Consider the following 21,081-nt stretch of genomic DNA (forward strand, 5'->3'; position numbering starts at 1 on the left):
TGATATGGGCGCCCAAGTTCTGCTGCTGCGTTTTGTAAGTCAGTGACTGACATGCATGTTCCACCAATGGCGCCTGCCATTGAGGTGATATGTTCTTCCATTAATGTGCCACCTATATCGTTACATCCCCATGTCAATGCTTCTTTTGCGCCTTCTAAACCAAGTTTTACCCAGCTTGGTTGATGGTTAGGTATATAATTTCCTAAATATATTCGGGCAACGGCTGTCAGTAAAAGCGCATCTTGTAATACTGGTTGGTCGCGACCTACACGGCGCCGTAAAGGTTTTGGAGCATATGCACCAACGAAGGGTAATAATATAAACTCTGTGATTTGGGCTGGATAGTTGTTTTTAATCGCGGTTTGCTGAAGATTACGAAGTTTTTCTAAGTGTTTAATTTGCTGTAAGGGTGTTTCAATATGCCCACTGAGCATTGTGCTGGTGGTGGGTAAGCCTAATTTGTGTGCAGTTTCGACGATTTCTAACCAAGTTGCTGAGTTGATTTTTTCAGGGCATAATATTTGCCTAACGTCATCATCTAATACTTCAGCAGCAGTTCCAGGCATTGAGTTAACACCTGCTGCACGTAAAGCTGTAATTACTTCGGCGTAGGAAATTGAGTCTAGTCTGGCTATAAATTGAACTTCTTGGGGTGAAAATGCGTGGAGATGCAGTTGAGGGAACTCTTGTTTGATTGTTTCGACAAGTTTAATGTAATATTCCAATGACTTGCCGTTGATTTTTGCTTCTGGGTTTAAACCACCCTGCATACAAATTTCCGTGGCACCATTTTTGACGGCATCAGTTGTTTTGGAACGAATTGTCTGCCAATCTAACCAATATGCCCCTTCTGAACTGGAGTCTCGACGAAAAGCGCAGAAACTACAATGCTGTTCACAAATATTTGTAAAATTGATATTACGGTTTATCACGTATGTTACAGTATCCCCAATTTGTGAGCAACGTAGTTTATCAGCGGTATTACCGATTTCAGCAATAATACTTGGGTCTCTTTGTTGTAATAATAACAATCCTTCATCCGGGGATAAATCGTTTTCAAAGGCGCGTTTGAGAACCGCATCAACCGCATCAACCGCATCAATATTTATAACAACCACAGTTTGATTAGTTTAATTAAGGTTTATATAAAGCAAATCACTTTATTAATTGTAATCTATACAACCATTATGGTTTTGGAAAGTGTAACGAATACTTGTTAAATTCTGACTTTGGCTTAAAATCAAGAGCAAGAAATCTGATTTGACTGACTAGAACGAAGGCTATAACGTTTCCCTGTTTACAAGATTGGACATCTCCCCATCTCCCCATTTTATTGAATGAGTATTATCGAACCAAATTCCTTTGTGAAGGCGCCAACCGGCGCATTAAGAATTCCAAAATACCCATTTTCGCCCACTGGTAGTAAAGATGGTATCTTATTCTCACTCATAATTCCCACCTATAATGAGCGCAACAACATTACAAACGTTATACAGGTGTTGACAAAGTTACTGGATGCGTCTATATATCACGACTATGAATTAATTGTTGTGGATGATGATAGTCCAGATGGCACCTGGGAAGTTGCTGCGAATTTGTGTGAGTCATATCCTCAACTGCGGGTAATACGTCGAGTTGGAGAACGGGGACTGTCACAAGCGGTTATTCGCGGTTGGCAAGTGGCGACAGGAAGAATTTTGGGAGTTATTGACGGAGATTTACAGCATCCTCCGCAGGTCATGTTGCAATTGCTACGGGCAGTATCTGAAGGCGCCGACTTGGCGGTTGGTAGTCGTCATGTTGATGGAGGTGGGGTAAGTAGCTGGAGTTTTGTTAGAAGGTTTTTATCGCGCGGCGCCCAAGTATTAGGTTTGATTATTTTACCAGGGGTTTTAGGTAGAGTATCTGACCCAATGAGCGGTTACTTTTTAGTGCGGAGAGACAGCATAGCGGAAGTAACACTTCATCCGGTTGGATACAAAATACTTTTGGAAGTAATTGGAAGAGGTAATATTCGAGAAATCGCTGAAGTCGGATATGTTTTTAATGAGCGCGTCGAAGGTGAAAGCAAAGTGACATGGAAGCAATATGTTGACTACATACGCCATTTAATCCGCTTACGACTAACAACAGGAAATTTGGGACGGTTGACGGGTCGCTTCCCCATTGGCAGATTTTTGCGGTTTGGTGTGGTTGGTTTTAGCGGGTTGGGAGTAGACTTGACGGTATTTTACGTTTTACGAGAAGTTCTCAAGCTTGGACTAACACGTAGTACTATACTCTCGGCGGAAATGGCAATCATCAACAACTTTTTGTGGAATGATATTTGGACATTCCGTGATATCTCACTTCGGCAAACAGGTGCAGGCGCCCGCTTTAAAAGATTTTTGAAATTCAATGTCATTTGTTTGGCTGGAGTGATTTTGCAAGCTTTAATAGTAAACTTGCTCTACAACGTTTTGAAGTTGAATGAGTATTTAGCCAAATTAATTGCAATAGCAGTTGTCGTTTTGTGGAACTTTTGGGTCAATCTTAAGCTCAGTTGGCGTGTAACTGATGTGAAAAAGTAATGAGTGCTGAGTGCTGAGTCCTGAGTTTGGGCATCAGTTAGTGAGTTATGTTATTTTGAAATGCCTTTTGTAGTTTTCTACCATGTTGAAGTTTATGCTGAAAAAGTTATTTTCTTACCCTTCACTTAAAGTTCAGCACGACTTGCTTGGTGTTAATAAGGATGGAAGTAAAGATGGAAATAAAGATGGAGACCAAGACGCGATTAATCGCGTCTCTACATTGAATAAAACAGTAGAGACGCGATTAATCGCGTCTCTACTTATGTGTTGGTTTGTTTTTGGTGCTATTTTACGCTTTATTCATTTGGATGCTAAACCACCTTGGACTGATGAATTTTCAACTTTGGTGTTTAGTCTTGGTAATAGCTTTTTAAATGTACCACTTGACCAGCCAATTAGTGTTGATACACTTTTACAGCCTCTACAACCGCGTCCAGGTGCGGGTGTTCAAGATGTTTTAAAGCATTTGTTTACTGAAAGTAATCATCCACCAATTTATTTTATACTTACGCATTTGTGGCTACGGTTATTCCCTACTGATGGAGGTTTAGTCTCTGTATGGGGCGCCCGTTCTTTGGCTGCAATACTTGGTGCTGTTAGCGTTCCAGCAATTTACGCTTTGAGTTGGCGCCTGTATCGTTCGCGAACGGTGAGTAACTTAGCTGCAGCATTTATGGCTACTTCTCCCTACGCAATTTTTCTAGCTCAGGAAGCACGCCATTATTCTATTGCTATCCTCTGGGTTATTGCTTCACTTGGTTGTTTTGTCAGCGCAACTCGCCATATTCGTAATGGTACTAAATTACCTATAAAAATAGCATTGACGTGGATTGTTGTTAACGCTTTAGGCATAGCTACACATTATTTCTTTGTTTTAACTCTTTGCTGTCAAGCACTTGTATTACTTTTCCTTTTAGTTAAACAATTAAGAAATAAACAATGGGGAGCAGTATGGTATCGTATATTCGCTGTTGCAACAGGGACAGCAATTTCAGGTGCCGTATGGATACCCGTATTTTTACAGAATAGCTATGGTGGAAAGTTAACTGAATGGATTCAAGGTGATAAAGTTGGTTTTGCTTGGTTAAATCCAATTTTCCAAACTTTTGCTGCTTGGATTACAATGATTTCACTATTGCCGATTGAATCACCACATATATATATAGTGATTGCTTCAGGACTTGTAATGCTAGCTTTCTTTATTTGGGCAACACCTGTATTAGTTCGTGGTTTGAAAGCTAGACTTGTTGATGATGAACAATTTATTACTAAGCTGTTAATCGGGTTTATTATCAGTGGACTAGTAATATTTTTTGTCTTTACCTACTTTTTTGGTATTGATTTGACGCGCGGCGCCCGTTATAACTTCGTCTATTTCCCGGCGGTGATAATATTAGTCGGGGCAAGTTTGGCAGTATGTTGGCAGGCGCCGACGGTAAAAATGTTTAAATGGCGAATATCAGGGCAAAAAGCTGTGTTAGTAATTTGGCTGATGTCGCTAGCGAGTGGCATAACAGTTGTTAATAATTTAGGCTATCAAAAATACTATCGTCCCGACTTATTCATAAATTTGATTCGGGAAACTTCTAGTAAGCCCGTATTGATTGCCACCACGCAAAAAACCCATGTGCATATTGGGGAAATGATGGGTGTGGGAAAAGAGATGAAAAAAAGCCAGAAGTTGTTAGATAGTAAATTTCTATTGGCACATCAAGATAATAATCCTGAGACTTCGACAAAAGCTTTGGGTAAAGCTGTTAAAACTCTGCCGCGTCCGTTTGATTTATGGAAGGTGAATTTTTTCGCTGATGACCCTGAAGAGTTAGAAACTTGTTCGCTTAACAGTAACCCTTTGCCACCTATTAATGGTTATGAGTATAAGCTTTATCGATGTAGGTAGTTAAAATTTTCTTATTATGTCCTATTCTGCTATGTACTCAGCCACGCGCGCGCTTCAAGGTCGGTTTTAAATGCTTTAATTGAAGTTTGACTACAACGCAGGTTGATGGAGGAAACTAAAAATTGAATGAATAAATCATTTCGTACTAGGGCTACAGTACAAACACCTGATGATTTGATTCCTTCTACGATGTAATCTACGAATTCCCTAGCAATACGTCCCTCACCGATAATTAATATCATTATTGCGGTGAATGGTTGTGCAGTGTAAGTTTCAAAAGCACTGTGGACATCAGCCTCTAAAGTTTGAATATTAACACTACAAACATATGTATTAGCCATGTCAGAAAATCTCGTAACTTTTGGATGTGAAATGAATAGCTTTGGAAAGAGTCAATAAATCGGATGGTGTAGTTGTATATCCTGAAGAAACTCTAAGTGCCCCGTTTGATAGTGTACCTAAAGTACTATGTGCAATTGGCGCGCAATGTAAGCCCCAGCGTAGTTGAATATTAAAACATCTATCTAGAATATCAGCCGCTTCCCAAATAGGAATCGATGGTAATGTAAAACTTACTACTGGTAGAACATTAAAGGACGCTGTTGGCAAAAGTATTCCTCCACCTGATTTTATTGCTTCGGCTAAATCAGTGGCGGTAACTTGGTAGTTATGATTTTGGTGATTTGTAAGGAAATCATCAGCAACGGCACCAAAAGCTGCAATTGCTGGCAAGTTTAATGTACCAGCTTCTATACGAGCAGGCTGTTTAGAAGGCATTAGTTCAGATGTTGAATTACTACCTGTTCCCCCGTAAATTAAAGGTTCGAGTGTAATATCAACTGAACAAACCAAGGCGCCCACACCTGGCAAACCTCGTAGTCCTTTATGTGCCCCAAAGGCAATTAAATCAGCTTGTCCAAGTTCATTTGTATCGATTAACCCTACTGTTTGCGCCGCATCTACAATTACAACGGCGTTCCTCTCGTGTGCTAATTCAATAATCGGCGCCACAGGTTGAATAATACCATTAACGTTTGAAGCATGGGAAATAACAATAACGTCGGTATTATGTACCCAATTTTCCCTTAATTGTTCAAGGTCAATTTTACCTGTAGAATCATGGGGTAGAATCCAGTGGTGAGTTTGAGAAGTTCGCGATAGTGATAGTACAGGACGGTAAGTGGCATTATGTGCTAAAGGGTCGATGCCAATGCAACGGGGTTTAGGACGTAATCCCAATATTGCTTGATTGAGGGCAGTGGTAGTATTAGCTGTAAAACTGACTGTGTGATTATATGAGTCGGCGCCAACGAGTTTGGCAATTGCCTCACGGGCATTTGTAATAATGAGCGAAGCAGCATTAGCACTTGAATGTAATCCTCGATAAGCATTGCCCAAATTCATTGCCATGTTAGCAGTGGCAATAGCAACCGGAGAACGGGGAATAGAGGTAGCAGCATGGTCAAAATAAATACCAGATTGAGTCACGCGAATACCTCCTTAGCATTTGTTGTATACAACTGTGATATAGCTAGAAGAACAATGTCACGTGAAGTAGATGCTACAGCACGTCTTAAAGTAAAGCGCAATTTTCCATCTCCGATAATACCTGTAAGTAAAAACTTACCTGGACAATCAACGCGAAAAAAAGGACGAGGTAAATCTTGTAGAATAGTTTTACTTGAGACATCAGGAAGTTTTTCCAAGTCAGAAATAGTAATACCGTGCGGCAAAAGCACTTCAACAATTCGGTGTTCGCCAAAGCAGTCACTAATTAAAGTTATGTTTAAGTTGCAAAAATTAATATTTTCAATTTTTCTTTTGGTATTCATGCTTTTTTGAATATAAAGTTTCTATTAAATGGCTCTTTTGGTAATAAATCGACATTGAGTGTCACCGACAGTCCGACATTCAACTTCTTCACATCTGAAGCTGCCAGGAGTATGAAAGATTTGTTGAAAATATTCTTGATTGAGAGCAGGGCGCCGACGCATATCACCGTGATATAATAAATTCATAATTCCAGTACAACCGCCTTGTACTAAATAACAGCGGGGATAATTGCTCAATGGATAACGCTTTAGCCAGCCCTCAGATTCATAGCTATTAGCAATAGAAATCTCTAAAAGTTCTCCACCAATTAACTTTTCAATTTTCCATTTTCCCCAACCAAAACTATTTACTATAGCAACAATACCAGCTACCCAGTCATCTTCAGTTTCAATTTGTGGCATAACCACGGCTTCCCATTCTTGCGAAAGCATAATGCCACCAAAAGTGTAAAATGCACATAGCATTCCTGCCTCTATTAGTTTAGCTTTAGCTTGAGGTGCAATATCAGGTTGATGAGTTTCTAGATAGTTAATAGCTTCAAAAGAACTATAATTATAAAAATCAGCGTAGTGTCGAGTTAAATATAAGCCAAAAGCAGGAATTAAGCCATCCTCATTACCATCAAGTGGTAGCTTTTGACAATTTGCCACAATAAAATTTTCATCAATTGCCATTTGTTTAACCTTAATATTATTTAATCTCTACATTGAAACGACATTCTCCGGCGCCAACAGCCATACATTCAACTTCCTGAACAGTAATTTGGTCTGCTTCCAATTCAAAAGCAACTGCGGTTAAAGCTTTAAGATAACCTTCGATAAACTGACAAACAGGATGTTCGCGTTCTCCATATTCAGAAAGCCAACCTAAAGCATAGTGAGAACTGTTAGAAACGACTACCCCACCAGTTTTTGTTAATTTACTGGTATCAAAACTACCAAATCCTAATTGTTGAAATAAAGCTAACCCTTTGTTTATCCTAGTATCTGGAGAATCTTGAGGAGTCAGCAAAGTCTCAAGTTGAGGACGTGCAGCTTTAAATGCTGACTCAGTAAATAAACTTGGCGCCATGTCTCCTATTGTGTCTTCGATTGCTTTTTGCACGGCACAATTGTAGTAATGACAATGAAACACCATCCTTGTACTATCAAAAGTACTAGTATTTAGCTCTGGATTGAACGAAACTGGGAAGCTCATATATTTCAAGCTGTAATTGTGATGGTATCTATTTTTAAGATTCCCTAAAATCAAGCAAAGATAACATAATTCTCAAATTGCGGTTAATTCGTCAACTAAAAAGGGAATGATATATTTAGCACTTTTCCATCAAAAATTAATAAAATTCAACCAGATGCTCGAATCCACAGCTTCTTCTGAATTGCAACATTTGCGCGCGCGCGTTACTGCATTAACAACAGAACTTGAATTTGCAAAACTTGAACTCGTGCAGCGCTACGAACAACTGCAATCTGTTTATTACTGGGCGGCGACTACTGATATTGTGAGTCGTGCCCAAACTGTTGAGGAAATTTACTCAGCTACCATTAGTGGTTTACAGCAAGTGTTTGATACAGAGCAAATAGAAATTTGCCTATTTGATGAAGCTGGAGTATCAAGGTTTAAGGTGTGGCAAAACCTATCAGAAAATTATATAAATTTGATGACAGGATATTCACCTTGGATAGCTGATACGCCAAGTTTGTCAGCGATTATTATTGATGATTTAAAAAAAATTACAGGCAATATAGATGATGTTACTCAAATTACTCAAGATATTATATCGATATTAAACCATGAAGCTATTCAATCGCTAGCGTGGATCCCTATTTTACAACAAGGTAAGTTGATTGGGCGCCTTGGTATTTATTATAAAAGTCTTCATCAATTCGATGACGCTACAATTAGCCTTGCTCAAACAATAGCGAATTATATTGTGTTTGCAATTGAACGTAAGCAGGCAGAAGTGCAGTTGCAGCAAACGATGAAGCAGTTGCAACAAACTCAAATGCAACTGATACAAAGTGAAAAAATGTCTAGTTTAGGACAACTTGTAGCAGGTGTAGCACATGAAATAAATAATCCTGTTAGCTTCATATTTGGTAATCTTACCCATGCAAACGAGTATACTCAAAGTCTGTTAAAATTAGTAAATCTATATAAACAGTATTACCCGCATCCAGTACAAGAAATAAAAAAATTTGCCATTGACACAGAGGTAGAGTTTTTGCTGCTTGACTTGCCGTCCGTCTTAGAATCAATGGAAGTAGGCGCCCAAAGGATTCGAGATATTGTAACGTCACTACGAAATTTTTCAAGGTTGGATGAAGCAGAAATTAAATATGTAGATATTCATGAGGGAATTGACAGTACTTTATTACTGTTAGAACATCGGCTAAAAATTCAAAATCAGCGCCCAGCAATTGAGATAATCAAAGAGTATGGAGTGCCTTTAATTGAGTGTTATCCAGGGCAACTCAATCAAGTATTTATAAATATTTTAACAAATGCCATCGATGCTTTTGATAATTTAATTTCACCAAATCAGGTTAATTATAAGCCGCAAATCCGCATTCGGACAGAATTATATAAAAATAATCAAGTAAAAATCAGTATTATAGATAATGGTTCAGGAATACCCCAAGAAACTCAAACACGGATATTTGAACCGTTTTTTACAACTAAACCTGTAGGTAAAGGTACTGGTATGGGTCTTGCAATAAGTTACCAAATAATTACACAACAGCATGGTGGCTCGTTGGAGTGTGTTTCAGAATTAGGAAAATATACAGAGTTTATGATTATTATTCCATTGAAACAAAACTTTGATCCCCCCAACCCCCCTTATTAAGGCAGGCACGAATGTTCTCTCTGTGTAGAGATGCGAGGAACATCGCGTCTTTACTGTCGGGCGTGGTAAAAAATAAGAGTGTACATAATAAAAATGCATAATTTCACTGTAGAGGCGCAGAGTAACAGAGTAAGAAGTGCTGTAGAACTTTAGTGAGAGCAAAATAAATATAGTTATGTTGAAAGTTTTTGCTGACCGGGGTGGTACATTTACAGACCTAGTAGCTGTTACAGATAGTAGAGAAATTATATATAACCTCTCAAATCATCCTGAGCGGTTTTTAATTGTTCCTTTAGAAAATAATCAGTGGGTAATAGTTTATAAGCTTTTGTCCGAGAATCCCGAATTATACGAGGATGCTGCAATTCAGGGGATAAAAGACATTATTGGGCTTTCTGGTGAGGCGCCTATTCCATGCGAAGAAATTGAAGTGGTAAAAATGGGAACAACCGTAGCTACAAATGCGCTATTGGAAAGAAATGGTTCGCGCGTTGTTCTTGCTATTACTAAAGGCTTTAGAGATGCTTTACGAATAGGCTATCAAAACCGTCCTGATATTTTTGCCCGTCGCATTGTTTTACCAACGATGCTTTACGAACAGGTAATAGAAGTTGATGAACGTTACAATGCTCACGGTACTGAACTGGCGCCTGTAAATATCGAAGCAGTAAGAAAAGACTTACAAGCAGCTTATAATTCAGGCATTCGTAGCTGTGCAATAGTACTCATGCACGCTTACCGTTACCCTCAACACGAACAACAAGTTGCACAATTAGCTTCAAGTATTGGATTTACACAAATATCCATATCACATCAAGTAAGTCCTTTGATGAAACTAGTTAGTCGCGGAGACACAACTGTTGTTGATGCTTATTTGACTCCGATTTTGCGACATTATGTAAATCAAGTCGCAAGTCATCTACCTGGAGTTAGATTAATGTTTATGAAATCTGATGGGGGATTAGTTGCCGCAGAACAATTTCAAGGTAAGGATAGTATATTAAGTGGTCCGGCTGGTGGTATTGTCGGCGCCGTTCAAACAAGCAAGCGTGCAGGTTTTTCTAAAGTCATCACCTTTGATATGGGAGGTACTAGTACTGATGTTGCCCATTTTAAAGGCGAATATGAACGACAGCTAGAAAACGAAATTGCAGGCGCCAGAATGCGAGTACCTGTGTTAGATATTCATACTATCGCAGCAGGTGGTGGTTCAATCTTATTTTTTGATGGTTCCAGTTATCGCGTTGGTCCAGAGTCTGCTCGCTCAAACCCTGGCCCTGCTTGTTATCGACGTGGTGGACCTTTGGCAGTGACAGACGCGAATGTAATGTTAGGTAAAATTCATCCACAATATTTTCCTTCTGTATTTGGTGTAGATGGAGATTTACCTTTAGATAAAGATATTGTGATTGAGAAGTTTAGACAGCTAGCACAGGAGATAGAAGCGAAGACGGGAAATAGTAGTACGCCTGAACGAGTTGCTGCTGGGTTTATTGCGATAGCTGTAGAGAGTATGGCGAATGCAATTAAAAAGATAAGTTTACAGCGTGGGTATGATGTAACGCAGTATGTACTTTGCTGTTTTGGAGGCGCCGGAGCGCAGGTAGCTTGTTTAATTGCTGATACTCTGGGAATGACAAAGATATTTTTACATCCATATGCAGGAGTACTTTCAGCTTATGGAATTGGACTTGCTGATGTGCGCGCGCTTCGTGAAGGCACCGTGGAAGAGTCTTTGACACAGGAGTTGATAGCGCAGTTACAGGTGTTGATGGAAAGTTTGGAAGTACAAGCTTATGGTGAGTTACCCCTCCCCAACCCTCCCCTACAAGAGGGCAGGGAGCAAGAACAAGAAGAGGTGGTGCGAAAACTTAATTTAAAGTATGAAGGAACTAATTCTATATTGACTGTTGATTTTGATTCAGATGTAACAGTTATGTTGGAAGATTTTGAGACAGAGCATAAGACGCGCTATGGTTTTATTCAATCTGGTAAGAATTTAATTGTTGAGTCGGTAAGTGTGGAAGTTATTCAAAAAATGGATACTCCTGAAGAACCTTTAATTACTCGTACTCGTAGTTTAGATGAGGCGCCCGCTTCTGTAGAGACGCTACAGATATTTGCTCTTGATAAATGGCATGATACTCCAGTTTATAAACGCGACTGTTTACAACCAGAAGATAATATAAAGGGACCTGCAATTATTGTAGAGAAAATTAGCACTATTGTAGTTGAGCCAAATTGGCAAGCAAAATTAACAGAACGTAATCATTTAATTTTAGAGCGCGTACCGTAGCATAGGCGTCCCGCCTGTGCTGTATTTTTTACCACAGAGACGCAGAGTACACAGAGATAGGAGTTAAATGTCACCTATCAGTATCCAGTTATTGAAACTACACAAATAGAAACAACTTTTTTGGAATTAGCAGAACAGTGGCGCCGTGAAACAGGAATGCTCTCTGTCACTTCCAAAATGTCAATGCATCCTGCATATCAAAGGATAATTGGAATGGGACAACCAGTTGTACCTTTGATTATGCGTGAACTTGAGCGTGAACCAGACCATTGGTTTTTAACATTAACTGCTATTACAGGTGCAAATCCTGTTAAGCCTGAACAGCGTGGCAGACTCGACCAAATGGCTCAAGCTTGGATTACATGGGGAAGAGAAAATGGATATACGTTTATTTCAAAACAATGATGCTGAACAAATCGCGCGTTTATTTCATTATACGATTCGCGAAGTAAATATTCGTGATTACTCACTTGAACAAGTACAAGCATGGGCGCCAGATGATATACATTTTAGAGACTGGGTAAAAACTTGTTCAGGAAAGTTTACTTTTGTTGCTGATGATGAAGGAATTATTGCCGGGTTTGGCGAGCTAGAGGCAAATGGTCATATAGATTGTTTCTATTGTCATAAACATTATCAGCGTATGGGTGTTGGTAGTAGTATATATAATGCGATAGAAACAAAAGCCTATGAATTAGGAATTAATCGCTTATACACAGAAGCAAGCATTACAGCCAAATCCTTTTTCCTACGCATGGGATTTTCAGTTATCAAAGAGCAACAAGTAGAGGCAAGAGGACAAACATTTACAAATTATGCAATGGAAAAAACTCTCACATAAACTCAATTTATTAATCGTAATTAACCTCTTACTCTTTGCGACCTTTGCGACCTTTGCGGTTTGATAAAAAACGAACCGCAAAGTACGCAAAGTACGCAAAGAAAGAAAATATTTATCAAGGAGTTTACAATGAATACCACATCACAACCTGACCCAGTACGCTTAGAAATATTCAAAAACTTGTATCAATTTATTGCCGAACAAATGGGGATAGTGCTGCAAAATACAGCAACTTCGGTAAACATCAAAGAAAGATTAGATTTTTCTTGTGCAATATTTGATACTTCAGGTTTGCTAGTAGCAAACGCTCCTCACATTCCTGTACATTTAGGGTCTATGAGTGAAAGCGTTCGCTGTTTAATCAACGATAAAGGCGACACGATTAAACCGGGAAATGTTTATTTATCTAATAACCCATATAATGGAGGTACTCATCTTCCTGATGTTACAGCTATTACACCTGTATTTTTAGATGTAAATTCTTTAGATATAAACTTAAATGGCGCCACACCAATATTTTACGTAGCATCGCGCGGACACCAAGCTGATATCGGCGGTATTACTCCCGGTTCAATGCCTCCTAATAGTACTACGATTGAAGAGGAAGGAATATTATTTGATAATTTTCTTTTAGTTGAAGAAGGAAATTTCCAAGAAGCACAACTACGCGAAGTTTTGGCAAACCATCGCTATCCCGCGCGTAACCCTGACCAAAATATAGCAGACTTGAAGGCGCAAATTGCCGCAAATGAATGTGGTGTTAAAGAACTGCAACGCATGGTTTCTCAGTATGGTTTAGAAACAGTTCAAGCTTATATGCAATTTGTGCAAAACAATGCTGAAGAAGCTGTGAGACGTGCGATAGATGTTCTTAAAGACGGCGCCTTTACTTATCATATGGATGGCAATGCTGTTATAAAAGTAACAGTTACTATTAATCAAGAGAATCGTAGCGCTGTAATAGATTTTACCGGAACATCTCAACAACTCAAAACAAACTTTAACGCTCCTAAAGCCGTTACTCAAGCTGCTGTTTTATATGTATTTAGAACATTAGTTGATGATAGCATTCCTCTCAACGCTGGATGTCTTAATCCATTAGAAATAATTATTCCATCTGGTTCAATGCTTAACCCTACATATCCAGCAGCAGTAGTTGCTGGTAACGTTGAAACTTCGCAAACGATAGTTGATGCTTTGTATGGTGCATTAGGAGTAATGGCAGCTTCTCAAGGAACAATGAATAATTTCACCTTTGGTAACGCGCGTTATCAATATTATGAAACAATTTGTGGCGGTTCGGGAGCAGGCGCCGACTTTAATGGAACTGATGCAGTTCATACGCACATGACAAACTCCCGTTTAACTGACCCAGAAGTATTAGAAACACGATATCCAGTCATAGTAGAAAGTTTTGGGATACGTCAGTCGAGCGGTGGTAAAGGTAAATATTTAGGAGGAGACGGAGTCATTCGTAAGATTAAATTTCTTGAAACAATGACAGCAAATATCCTTTCTAGTCACAGATTAATTCCACCATTTGGTTTAGATGGTGGAGAAGGAGGACAGTTAGGAAATAACTCAATACAGCGTTATGATGGTAGTCAAGAAAGTTTAAGCAGTACTGGAACAGTAGAAATGCAACCAGGAGATATATTTATAATTGAAACACCTGGAGGTGGAGGTTTTGGTAAGGTTAACAAATTATAAGTTAATCCAGCTTGAATAAATTAACCTGCAATTGTGGGATGGGCATCCTTGCCCGTCGCCTACCCCACAAGAGGTTACAATAAATAATTATCTACTTCTTACCTCAAATAAAGCCTTCATATAATGCCTTCTCCCTTTCCTGGCATGGGTCCATCATAAATCCCCGCCTCCTCCTGGATTCAGTAAAGTTGATAAAGATTGGATTGAAGCAAGACTTGGCAACGGATGATGAACGGATGTAACGGATAATTGATTTTAAGTAACTAGACTTGTTTTATATTAATAACTCATCCGTTACATCCGTTGTATCCGTTGCAGTTAATCGAGTGCTTGAATGAGTTTATTAGCTTGGGTTTGCGCGCGTTGCATTGCTCGAACTAAAGGTTGTTCACCTAACATCGCACTAATAAATTGATTGTCAAAATTATTCATGATAGCGGCAGGATATTTACCTACTTGCCAAGGTATACCGTAATTTACACCTGCGACTAATGAAGACCTCAAACTGTCTTGGTCATATCCTAAATTAGTAGCTACAGATTTACGAGTGGGTAATGCAAAACCTGTACCAGTCCATTTTTGCATTCCTTCTTTACCTGTTAGATATTTAATTAACTCCCAAGCTTCAGGTTTGTGTTTGCTTTGTTTATTCATTACGTAAGCAACTGTGAACAGCATTGTGCTGTGTTGACCGTTGATAGTAGGTATTTCTGCTGTCGCAAAGTTTAATTTAGGATATGTTTCCCTCAAATAAGGAATTGCCCAGTTACCTTCAATGACCATTGCTGCTTTACCTTGACCGAACATCTCGCTTCCTGAATTTGTACCAACATCAGATTTTTGAGCAGATGAACGTTCGTTTCGATATTGGTCAACAACTGATTGTAAACCCTGTAAACGAGATTGTGAAGCAAATGCCGCGCGACTCTCACTGTCAACAACTTGGCCACCGTAAACTTTGATTTGATAAACTTGTCGAGCTAATTCTGCCTGCTCCCCAAAACCATATTGGTCAATTCTACCATCTTTATTTTTATCTATAGTTAGTTTTTTGGCGTATGCGCGTAGTTCTTCCCAAGTTTGGGGAGGATTTTCTAGACCAACATTGGCAAAAGCTTGTTTATTATAGAACAGCGCTAGCGTCGAATAATCTTTGGGTAAGCCGTAAATACGGTTTTTATATTTAAACGTGTTAAGTAAAGCTGGTTCAAAGTCTGCTATGTCAAATTCGGGTTTGATGTACCCATCCAGAGGTTCTAGCACATTTTGGCTCATCAGAAAAGGCGCCTCAAGTGCATCAAGATAAAAGACATCAGGAGCAGCTTCACCAACCAAACGGGTTTTCATCACATCCATATATTGGTCGGCAATTTGCTCGTATTTGACTTTAATCGTAGGATGCTGTGCTTCAAAGTCGCGCAGTACACCATTCAAAAGCTTTTGTTCGGCAGGAGAAGCTCCCCAACCGCTGAGTTTTACAGTAGTCACGCTAGGTACGTTCTGCACTGTTAATAGGGGTAAACTTTGCCACCCTATCATGCTGATGGTGATTGCAGCTACTAATCCAATAAAGTTGAACACGGTTTTTCTCATTATAGATAGTCGGGTCAAAGACTATTTCTTAACTTACATATAACGTGTTGTAGACTTGCAGAGCTAGAAAAATAAAATGGTAAATGTAAAATTTTATTGAGAACTGAAAGATTTTTAACCAACAGATGTATATGTAACTTTTGTTCTCGATAAACTCTAAGCAAGCGCCAAAATGTACACTGAGAGGTAAAGAAATATTCACTAAGTATGAAGATTTCTTGAGAAATGCAAGCTAAGATTACAAAAATTGTCACTTCGCGTGAGGATACACCAAAATCCTCCGCAAGTACAAAATATTACAGCGAAATATCTAAGCACTCTAAGCACCACCGACCAATAGCCCCATGAATTCCATTCAGCTTGAAATCCCTGTTTTGGACACGAGCAGTAATGCACCTGCAAGTTCGGTTATCGATTTGGAAGTTACAACCAATCACATCACAAGTCAAAATCTTAGTCAAAATCTAAAAGTACCCAAAGATAAAGTTCGCACCTCTCTGCGTGCTTCTACGGTGGATGCTGTTTTTGCGACAATTTTCTCAATCACAACGAGTGGGATTTTACTAAGTAATTTTCTGGTGGAATTGGGAGCTAACGCTGTAGCATTTGGAATGCTGTCTTCAATTCCAATGCTGGTGAATTTAATTCAGCCATTAGGCGCCTACTTTTCAGAACAGACAACGAGTCGTTTCCGTTACTCAATGTGGATATATGGAACTTCACGTTTTTTTTGGGCATTGCTTGCGGTGGGAGTCTTTTTGGCTTATGGGGGTTTCATAGATTCGCATCAACTTATAAATTTAACTCTATTTATAGTCTTAGCTACACACTTATTGGGAGGACTAGGAGGCGCCTCTTGGTTAAGTTGGCTAGCTATGATTGTTCCTAGGCGCCTTCGAGGCAGATACTTTGGTATTCGTAATAGTGTATCAAGTCTAACTAACTTGATTTGCGTTCCATTGGCAGGGGTTATAGTATCGACTTGGGGCGGCGGAACCCTACAAGGTTACGGTATTGTACTGTCAATTGGGATTTTATTCGGTTTTATTAGTCTTGCATGTCAGTGCTTCAAAGTAGATATTAATCCGCAAGAACAAAACTTAGTAACATCGAAGGAAATTTCACCATCACAGGAAGAAACTGTTCGTACAGTAACAAATACTGCTCAACCAGTATTTTCAGCTTTGAGTATTTTTAAAGACTCAAACTTCTTAACTTTCTTGCTGTACTTTGGTCTATGGATGTTTGCCGTTAATTTGAGTATGCCGTTTTTCAACCTCTACATGCTGGATACACTGGCATTAGATGTGAGCTGGGTGACATTCTATGGTAGTATTCAAGCTGGTGCAAATCTTTTATTAATGGTGGTTTGGGGACGTTTGGCAGATAAATTTGGAAATCGTCCAATCATTGCTTCAGTTGGAATTTTAGTGGCAATAACACCTTTATTGTGGTTAGGAATAGGTACTCATAATATAGATTTATGGTTGTGGTTACCGCTTTTACACGTCCTTACTGGTGGAACTTGGGCAGCAATTGACTTGTGTAACAACAACTTACAGCTAGGAGTGGCGCCAATACGCAAGCAATCTACTTATTTTGCTATTGCCGCAGCCGTTGCAGGCGCCTGTGGTGCTATAGGTACAACAATTGGTGGTTTTGTGGTACAAAATAACTGCTTTGGTGGTTTACCTGGTTTATTTGCTCTTTCCTGTGTTTTCCGACTAGTTGCTTTAATTCCGCTTTTGTTTGTAAATGAACCTCGAAGAAAATCTGTGTTTGAGTTCCTTCAAGAAATCAGACAAAATTTCTCAAATTGCCAACAATCATAATACTTGTAGCATAGGCGTCCCGCCTGTGCAGTCAATGTATTTTTATTTACCACGTCCGATAGTAGAGACGCGAGGAACATCGCGTCTCTACATAGAGAGTTAGAAAGCGTAGATTTTAATCTATAAATCTCGCTCGAACCGCAAAGAACGCAAAGGGCGCAAAGAAAGAATTAAGAAGAAAGAACACCCTAAAATTAATGACACAGACCACTAATGGTTCGTGTCAATAGTTTTGGGGAGTTGTAGAATCAAATCCCCCCAACCCCCCTTGGTAAGGGGGGCTAAGAACGTCGTCTTGTTCCCCCCTTATTAAGGGGGGCTAGGGGGGATCAAAATCTATAGTAACTCCCCAAAATTAATGACATGAACCACTAAGATCGTCACGGGCGAGACATGAACATTCGTGTCCGCGCCTAAATTTGAGTTTAATTACTACTGCGTTGTTTCTTCATCTTTTTAAGCTTTATTCTAATCCATTTCCATCTGGTTACTATAAAAACGAATATTCCAGCAACAACTGCTCCAATACCAGCAGCGTTCTCAACAACCCACTTCCAATTTTGGTTAAACCAGCCAGTTGGACTTACCAAAACGTTGATAGCACGCTGGAATGTTTTTAAATCAACATTCTCATCTGAATTATTTCTTTTCACGCGCGCGTAGATAGACAAATATAGGTTTTGCTCACCTGCCTCTGTCGGGGTAACGCTCCAACGCCATACAGCAACACCGTTTTTATGATTACTTATAAAATCTATGTAAATACTTACAAGTCAGTCACTCAAAATTCCGGTTTTTTACGATGCTTCTTATACATTGGTGCCGCCGCATTTAAAAACAACTTGGATTCGATTAAATTTTCGCTGCTTTTTCAACCAAAGCTGCTTCAGCATCTCGACGAAGAGCTATACCTTCTTCAATACTCTGGCTCTTCCGTACAAAGCGCGTGCTAAATCTGTTGGTAAATTAGCTTGAAACCATTACTATACTTATCTTACAGCCATTATTACTTTTATAAAAATCCAATTACTGAAATTTCAACTATAAGTACCTGTAAGCCTTGATTATAAAGAAAAATTATCGATTTAAATTAAAATTTAGCACGCTATGTACGGAAGAACCAAAATTATCTACTATAAACGAATATTCTGTCTGTTCTACCATTTTCCCAGTTTTGGTGTTATGGCAACACGTTTGTATAAAATATGTATGATAATTATTCTTATACTAGCGTGTTATCATTGCGCGGCTTAATAGTATACAGGTATTGGTGTATCTAAGTCTCTTTCTTCAAGAAGGCGCCTGATCTATTGTGACCAAAGGCTTCATTTGCGTTCGTAGTGGTGAGTGCGTTCATTTGAAAAACGCCACAATAATTTCGTTCCTTGTAGTGAAAATATGACAAATATGAGATTAACCGGGCAACAACGTAGAAAACTACAAAACGCTTTAATTTATGCTTTCCCCAATACAACATCCCTAGAGCGAATGTTGGTATTTGAATTGGATAAAAATCTTAAAGCTATTGCTGGAGAAGGGAGTTTACAAGATGTTGCCTTTAAATTAATAGAAGAAGCAAATTCTCAGGGGTGGGTTGAAGGTTTAGTCCGTGCTGCGTGTAATGACAACTCTGGAAACTTACTCCTACAAGCGATTGCCACTGAATTACTTACACCGTACAACAGCAGTATAGAAACGGCGCCTTCTAATCAATGTAAAGCAATAACACTTGCCCAACAGATGCGTGGTTGGTTTGAAACATTAGGATACCGTTTCGAGAAGTACGAAGTATGGGAAGCTGATTACTTTGAGTGGGTTGTCAATATTCAAATATGGCGCCACCGTTACGAACGTTTTGTTATTCGTGGAATTGTTGGAGAAGCAGGTATTAAAGATGTAACCGCATTACGTCAGGCGGTTGAGCAACAACGTACAGATGGTGGTTGGTTAGTAACCGCACGTCGGGTTTCACGAGCCGCGCGTGCAGAAGTTGAAAAAGATAAAAATAAACTGGCGTGTTATACATTTGATGAGCTTTTAGCCCAAGATGCTGATTTTAGCGGGTATCTTGAATGGTTAGAGACGGAGATAACCAGGCGCCAGATTGATACAAAGTATGTTCCACTTGCTTGTAGTAAGGAAGAAATTGATTCAGTAACAGGGCGCCAAATAGCAGTTAGTCGCTACAAAAAAGAAGACGGTTGGATTGATGGCTATATAGACCGCTGGCTTGATGACCCAGTAAAGGAACATATATCTGTACTAGGAGAATTCGGTACAGGTAAAACGTGGTTTGCTTTCCACTATGCATGGATAGCTTTACAACGATATAAAGATGCATTAAATAGGGGTATTGAACTTCCCCGCTTACCTTTAGTAATTCCTCTGCGAGATTACGCAAAAGCCGTAAGTGTAGAATCATTATTCTCAGAGTTTTTCTTTCGTCAATATAAAATACCGTTACCCCATTACGATGCATTCGTCCAACTGAACCGCATGGGAAAGTTGCTGCTAATATTTGATGGTTTCGATGAGATGGCAGCGCGTGTTGATAGACAGGAAATGATAAATAACTTTTGGGAGTTGGCGAAGGTAGTAGTTCCTGGCGCCAAAGTTATCCTCACTTGTCGTAGCGAACATTTCCCTGAAGCTAAAGAAGGACGTGCGCTATTAAATGCAGAGTTGCAAGCTTCAACTGCGCTTCTAACAGGAGAAACACCACAGTTCGAGGTTTTGGAATTAGAGAAATTCAACGACGAACAAATTAAACAAGTACTTTTATACCAGGCGACTTCCACAACCGTGGAACAAGTGATGAACAACCCGCAGTTGTTAGACTTGGCACGGCGCCCGGTAATGACAGAGTTAATACTAGAAGCATTACCAGATATTGAAGCAGGTAAACCTGTTGATATGTCGCGCGTGTATTTATATGCGGTACAACATAAGATTCAGCGAGACATAAAACAAACACGTACATTTACTTCCTTAGCAGATAAACTTTATTTTCTGTGTGAACTATCTTGGGAGATGCTATCAACTGACCAAATGAGTCTAAATTATAGAGTTTTTCCTAATAGGATTAGGCGCCTGTTTGGTACAACGGTGCAGGAAGAAAAAGATTTAGATCACTGGCAGTTCGATATGATGGGGCAAACTATGCTCATTCGTAATGCTGATGGTGATTATACTCCAGCCCACCGTTCATTATTAGAGTTTTTTGTAGCTTATAAGTTTGCGGCAGAAATAGGTGCCTTGGCATCAGATTTTACAGAGCTTGCGCGCTTTGCTGTGGGACTGGAGGTGCCAGTTGATTACACTTGGTCATCTTATTTTGGACGCGGTGTAATGGCGCCGTTACAGAAATTTGTTAGCGAACCGTTAGATAAGTTGAGGGAGACTTTCGGGAGGGCGCCGTTATCGAAAGCTGTTTTGGATTTGCTGGCGCCGATGGTAAGTGATATTGAGTCTGTTGTTGAAGTGATTCAAGGAACGCACGGTTGTAGTGAGCATGAAGTTGGTTATGTAGGAGGGAATGCTGCAACACTAGTGATGAAACTTGATACATCGGCATTAGAAGATAAAGATTTATCAAGTGTGGTAATTAAAGAGCAGCAGCGGCAAGAGGCCCGCAGCTTGTGAGGCCATGACTGCTGCT

General features: G+C 39.5%; 16 protein-coding genes and 1 pseudogene. 9 read left to right on the forward strand and 8 right to left on the reverse strand.

Going from position 1 to position 21,081, the window contains the following annotated elements; genetic code table 11:
- Positions 1–1,109 (reverse strand): 7,8-didemethyl-8-hydroxy-5-deazariboflavin synthase subunit CofH (cofH, locus tag AC2JBO_RS25905; RefSeq protein WP_496956525.1); only part of this gene is annotated, 1,109 nt, incomplete at its 3' end.
- Positions 1,110–1,337: 228 nt separating this feature from the next.
- Between cofH and AC2JBO_RS25910 the strand changes: the two genes are divergently transcribed.
- Positions 1,338–2,570, forward strand: coding sequence for a glycosyltransferase (locus tag AC2JBO_RS25910; RefSeq protein WP_496956511.1), 1,233 nt, complete (start codon positions 1,338–1,340; stop codon positions 2,568–2,570).
- Between the two features lie 262 nt (positions 2,571–2,832).
- Positions 2,833–4,470 (forward strand): glycosyltransferase family 39 protein, encoded by a 1,638-nt coding sequence (locus tag AC2JBO_RS25915; protein WP_496956526.1) that lies wholly within the window; start codon positions 2,833–2,835, stop codon positions 4,468–4,470.
- A 29-nt stretch (positions 4,471–4,499) separates the two neighbouring features.
- Here the strand turns inward: AC2JBO_RS25915 and AC2JBO_RS25920 are convergent, their stop codons facing one another.
- From AC2JBO_RS25920 to AC2JBO_RS25940, 5 genes are read right to left on the reverse strand one after another with little or no spacing between them, the layout of a single operon-like run.
- Complete coding sequence (locus tag AC2JBO_RS25920) at positions 4,500–4,811, reverse strand: hypothetical protein (RefSeq protein WP_496956512.1); 312 nt, start codon at positions 4,809–4,811, stop codon at positions 4,500–4,502.
- 1 nt (position 4,812) lies between these two features.
- Positions 4,813–5,958 (reverse strand): aminotransferase class V-fold PLP-dependent enzyme, encoded by a 1,146-nt coding sequence (locus AC2JBO_RS25925; RefSeq protein ID WP_496956513.1) that lies wholly within the window; start codon positions 5,956–5,958, stop codon positions 4,813–4,815.
- On the reverse strand, positions 5,955–6,302 hold the full coding sequence (locus tag AC2JBO_RS25930; RefSeq protein ID WP_496956514.1) for a hypothetical protein: 348 nt from the start codon (positions 6,300–6,302) through the stop codon (positions 5,955–5,957). Before AC2JBO_RS25930 ends, AC2JBO_RS25925 begins: the two co-directional genes overlap by 4 nt.
- Before the next feature lie 24 nt (positions 6,303–6,326).
- A complete protein-coding gene (locus AC2JBO_RS25935; RefSeq protein WP_496956515.1) occupies positions 6,327–6,977 on the reverse strand; it encodes a hypothetical protein in 651 nt (216 codons plus the stop codon).
- Between the two features lie 16 nt (positions 6,978–6,993).
- Positions 6,994–7,500 carry a V4R domain-containing protein gene (locus tag AC2JBO_RS25940; protein ID WP_496956516.1) on the reverse strand — a complete coding sequence of 169 codons (507 nt, stop codon included), beginning with the start codon at positions 7,498–7,500 and terminating at the stop codon, positions 6,994–6,996.
- A gap of 154 nt (positions 7,501–7,654) precedes the next feature.
- Here AC2JBO_RS25940 and AC2JBO_RS25945 point away from each other — a divergent pair, with 154 nt between their 5' ends.
- From AC2JBO_RS25945 to AC2JBO_RS25965, 5 genes are all read left to right on the forward strand, one after another.
- Positions 7,655–9,151 carry a GAF domain-containing sensor histidine kinase gene (locus AC2JBO_RS25945; RefSeq protein ID WP_496956517.1) on the forward strand — a complete coding sequence of 499 codons (1,497 nt, stop codon included), beginning with the start codon at positions 7,655–7,657 and terminating at the stop codon, positions 9,149–9,151.
- A 175-nt stretch (positions 9,152–9,326) separates the two neighbouring features.
- The gene (locus tag AC2JBO_RS25950; RefSeq protein ID WP_496956518.1) at positions 9,327–11,447 is read left to right on the forward strand and encodes a hydantoinase/oxoprolinase family protein; all 2,121 of its coding nucleotides are present in this window, start codon (positions 9,327–9,329) and stop codon (positions 11,445–11,447) included.
- Positions 11,448–11,567: 120 nt separating this feature from the next.
- Positions 11,568–11,852 carry a hypothetical protein gene (locus tag AC2JBO_RS25955; protein ID WP_496956519.1) on the forward strand — a complete coding sequence of 95 codons (285 nt, stop codon included), beginning with the start codon at positions 11,568–11,570 and terminating at the stop codon, positions 11,850–11,852.
- Entirely contained in the window at positions 11,824–12,288 is a 465-nt protein-coding gene (locus AC2JBO_RS25960; protein WP_496956520.1) for a GNAT family N-acetyltransferase, read from the forward strand. The genes AC2JBO_RS25955 and AC2JBO_RS25960 overlap by 29 nt, the downstream gene beginning before the upstream one ends.
- Before the next feature lie 129 nt (positions 12,289–12,417).
- Positions 12,418–13,998, forward strand: a complete 1,581-nt coding sequence (locus AC2JBO_RS25965) for a hydantoinase B/oxoprolinase family protein (protein WP_496956521.1) — start codon at positions 12,418–12,420, stop codon at positions 13,996–13,998.
- Between the two features lie 318 nt (positions 13,999–14,316).
- On the opposite strand, the gene AC2JBO_RS25970 is transcribed toward AC2JBO_RS25965, so the two are convergent.
- Positions 14,317–15,591, reverse strand: a complete 1,275-nt coding sequence (locus AC2JBO_RS25970) for an ABC transporter substrate-binding protein (RefSeq protein ID WP_496956522.1) — start codon at positions 15,589–15,591, stop codon at positions 14,317–14,319.
- Positions 15,592–15,935: 344 nt separating this feature from the next.
- Here AC2JBO_RS25970 and AC2JBO_RS25975 point away from each other — a divergent pair, with 344 nt between their 5' ends.
- Positions 15,936–17,423 (forward strand): MFS transporter, encoded by a 1,488-nt coding sequence (locus tag AC2JBO_RS25975; RefSeq protein WP_496956523.1) that lies wholly within the window; start codon positions 15,936–15,938, stop codon positions 17,421–17,423.
- 425 nt (positions 17,424–17,848) lie between these two features.
- Here the strand turns inward: AC2JBO_RS25975 and AC2JBO_RS25980 are convergent, their stop codons facing one another.
- Entirely contained in the window at positions 17,849–18,076 is a 228-nt protein-coding gene (locus AC2JBO_RS25980; protein ID WP_496956524.1) for a hypothetical protein, read from the reverse strand.
- Between the two features lie 754 nt (positions 18,077–18,830).
- Between AC2JBO_RS25980 and AC2JBO_RS25985 the strand changes: the two are divergent.
- Positions 18,831–21,032, forward strand: a pseudogene (locus tag AC2JBO_RS25985) (effector-associated domain EAD1-containing protein); the annotation flags it as partial.
- Positions 21,033–21,081 lie beyond the last annotated feature (49 nt).

Source organism: Calothrix sp. CBUCES-K 9914 (genome assembly GCF_059640475.1).

Bases quoted from the DNA above. Each gene is read 5' to 3' on its own strand.
- AC2JBO_RS25920 (WP_496956512.1), bottom strand. From the start codon at position 4,811: ATGGCTAATACATATGTTTGTAGTGTTAATATTCAAACTTTAGAGGCT.
- AC2JBO_RS25935 (WP_496956515.1), bottom strand. From the start codon at position 6,977: ATGGCAATTGATGAAAATTTTATTGTGGCAAATTGTCAAAAGCTACCA.
- AC2JBO_RS25975 (WP_496956523.1), top strand. From the start codon at position 15,936: ATGAATTCCATTCAGCTTGAAATCCCTGTTTTGGACACGAGCAGTAAT.
- AC2JBO_RS25950 (WP_496956518.1), top strand. From the start codon at position 9,327: ATGTTGAAAGTTTTTGCTGACCGGGGTGGTACATTTACAGACCTAGTA.
- AC2JBO_RS25965 (WP_496956521.1), top strand. From the start codon at position 12,418: ATGAATACCACATCACAACCTGACCCAGTACGCTTAGAAATATTCAAA.
- AC2JBO_RS25940 (WP_496956516.1), bottom strand. From the start codon at position 7,500: ATGAGCTTCCCAGTTTCGTTCAATCCAGAGCTAAATACTAGTACTTTT.
- AC2JBO_RS25915 (WP_496956526.1), top strand. From the start codon at position 2,833: ATGTGTTGGTTTGTTTTTGGTGCTATTTTACGCTTTATTCATTTGGAT.
- AC2JBO_RS25945 (WP_496956517.1), top strand. From the start codon at position 7,655: ATGCTCGAATCCACAGCTTCTTCTGAATTGCAACATTTGCGCGCGCGC.
- AC2JBO_RS25960 (WP_496956520.1), top strand. From the start codon at position 11,824: ATGGATATACGTTTATTTCAAAACAATGATGCTGAACAAATCGCGCGT.
- AC2JBO_RS25970 (WP_496956522.1), bottom strand. From the start codon at position 15,591: ATGAGAAAAACCGTGTTCAACTTTATTGGATTAGTAGCTGCAATCACC.
- AC2JBO_RS25930 (WP_496956514.1), bottom strand. From the start codon at position 6,302: ATGAATACCAAAAGAAAAATTGAAAATATTAATTTTTGCAACTTAAAC.
- AC2JBO_RS25910 (WP_496956511.1), top strand. From the start codon at position 1,338: ATGAGTATTATCGAACCAAATTCCTTTGTGAAGGCGCCAACCGGCGCA.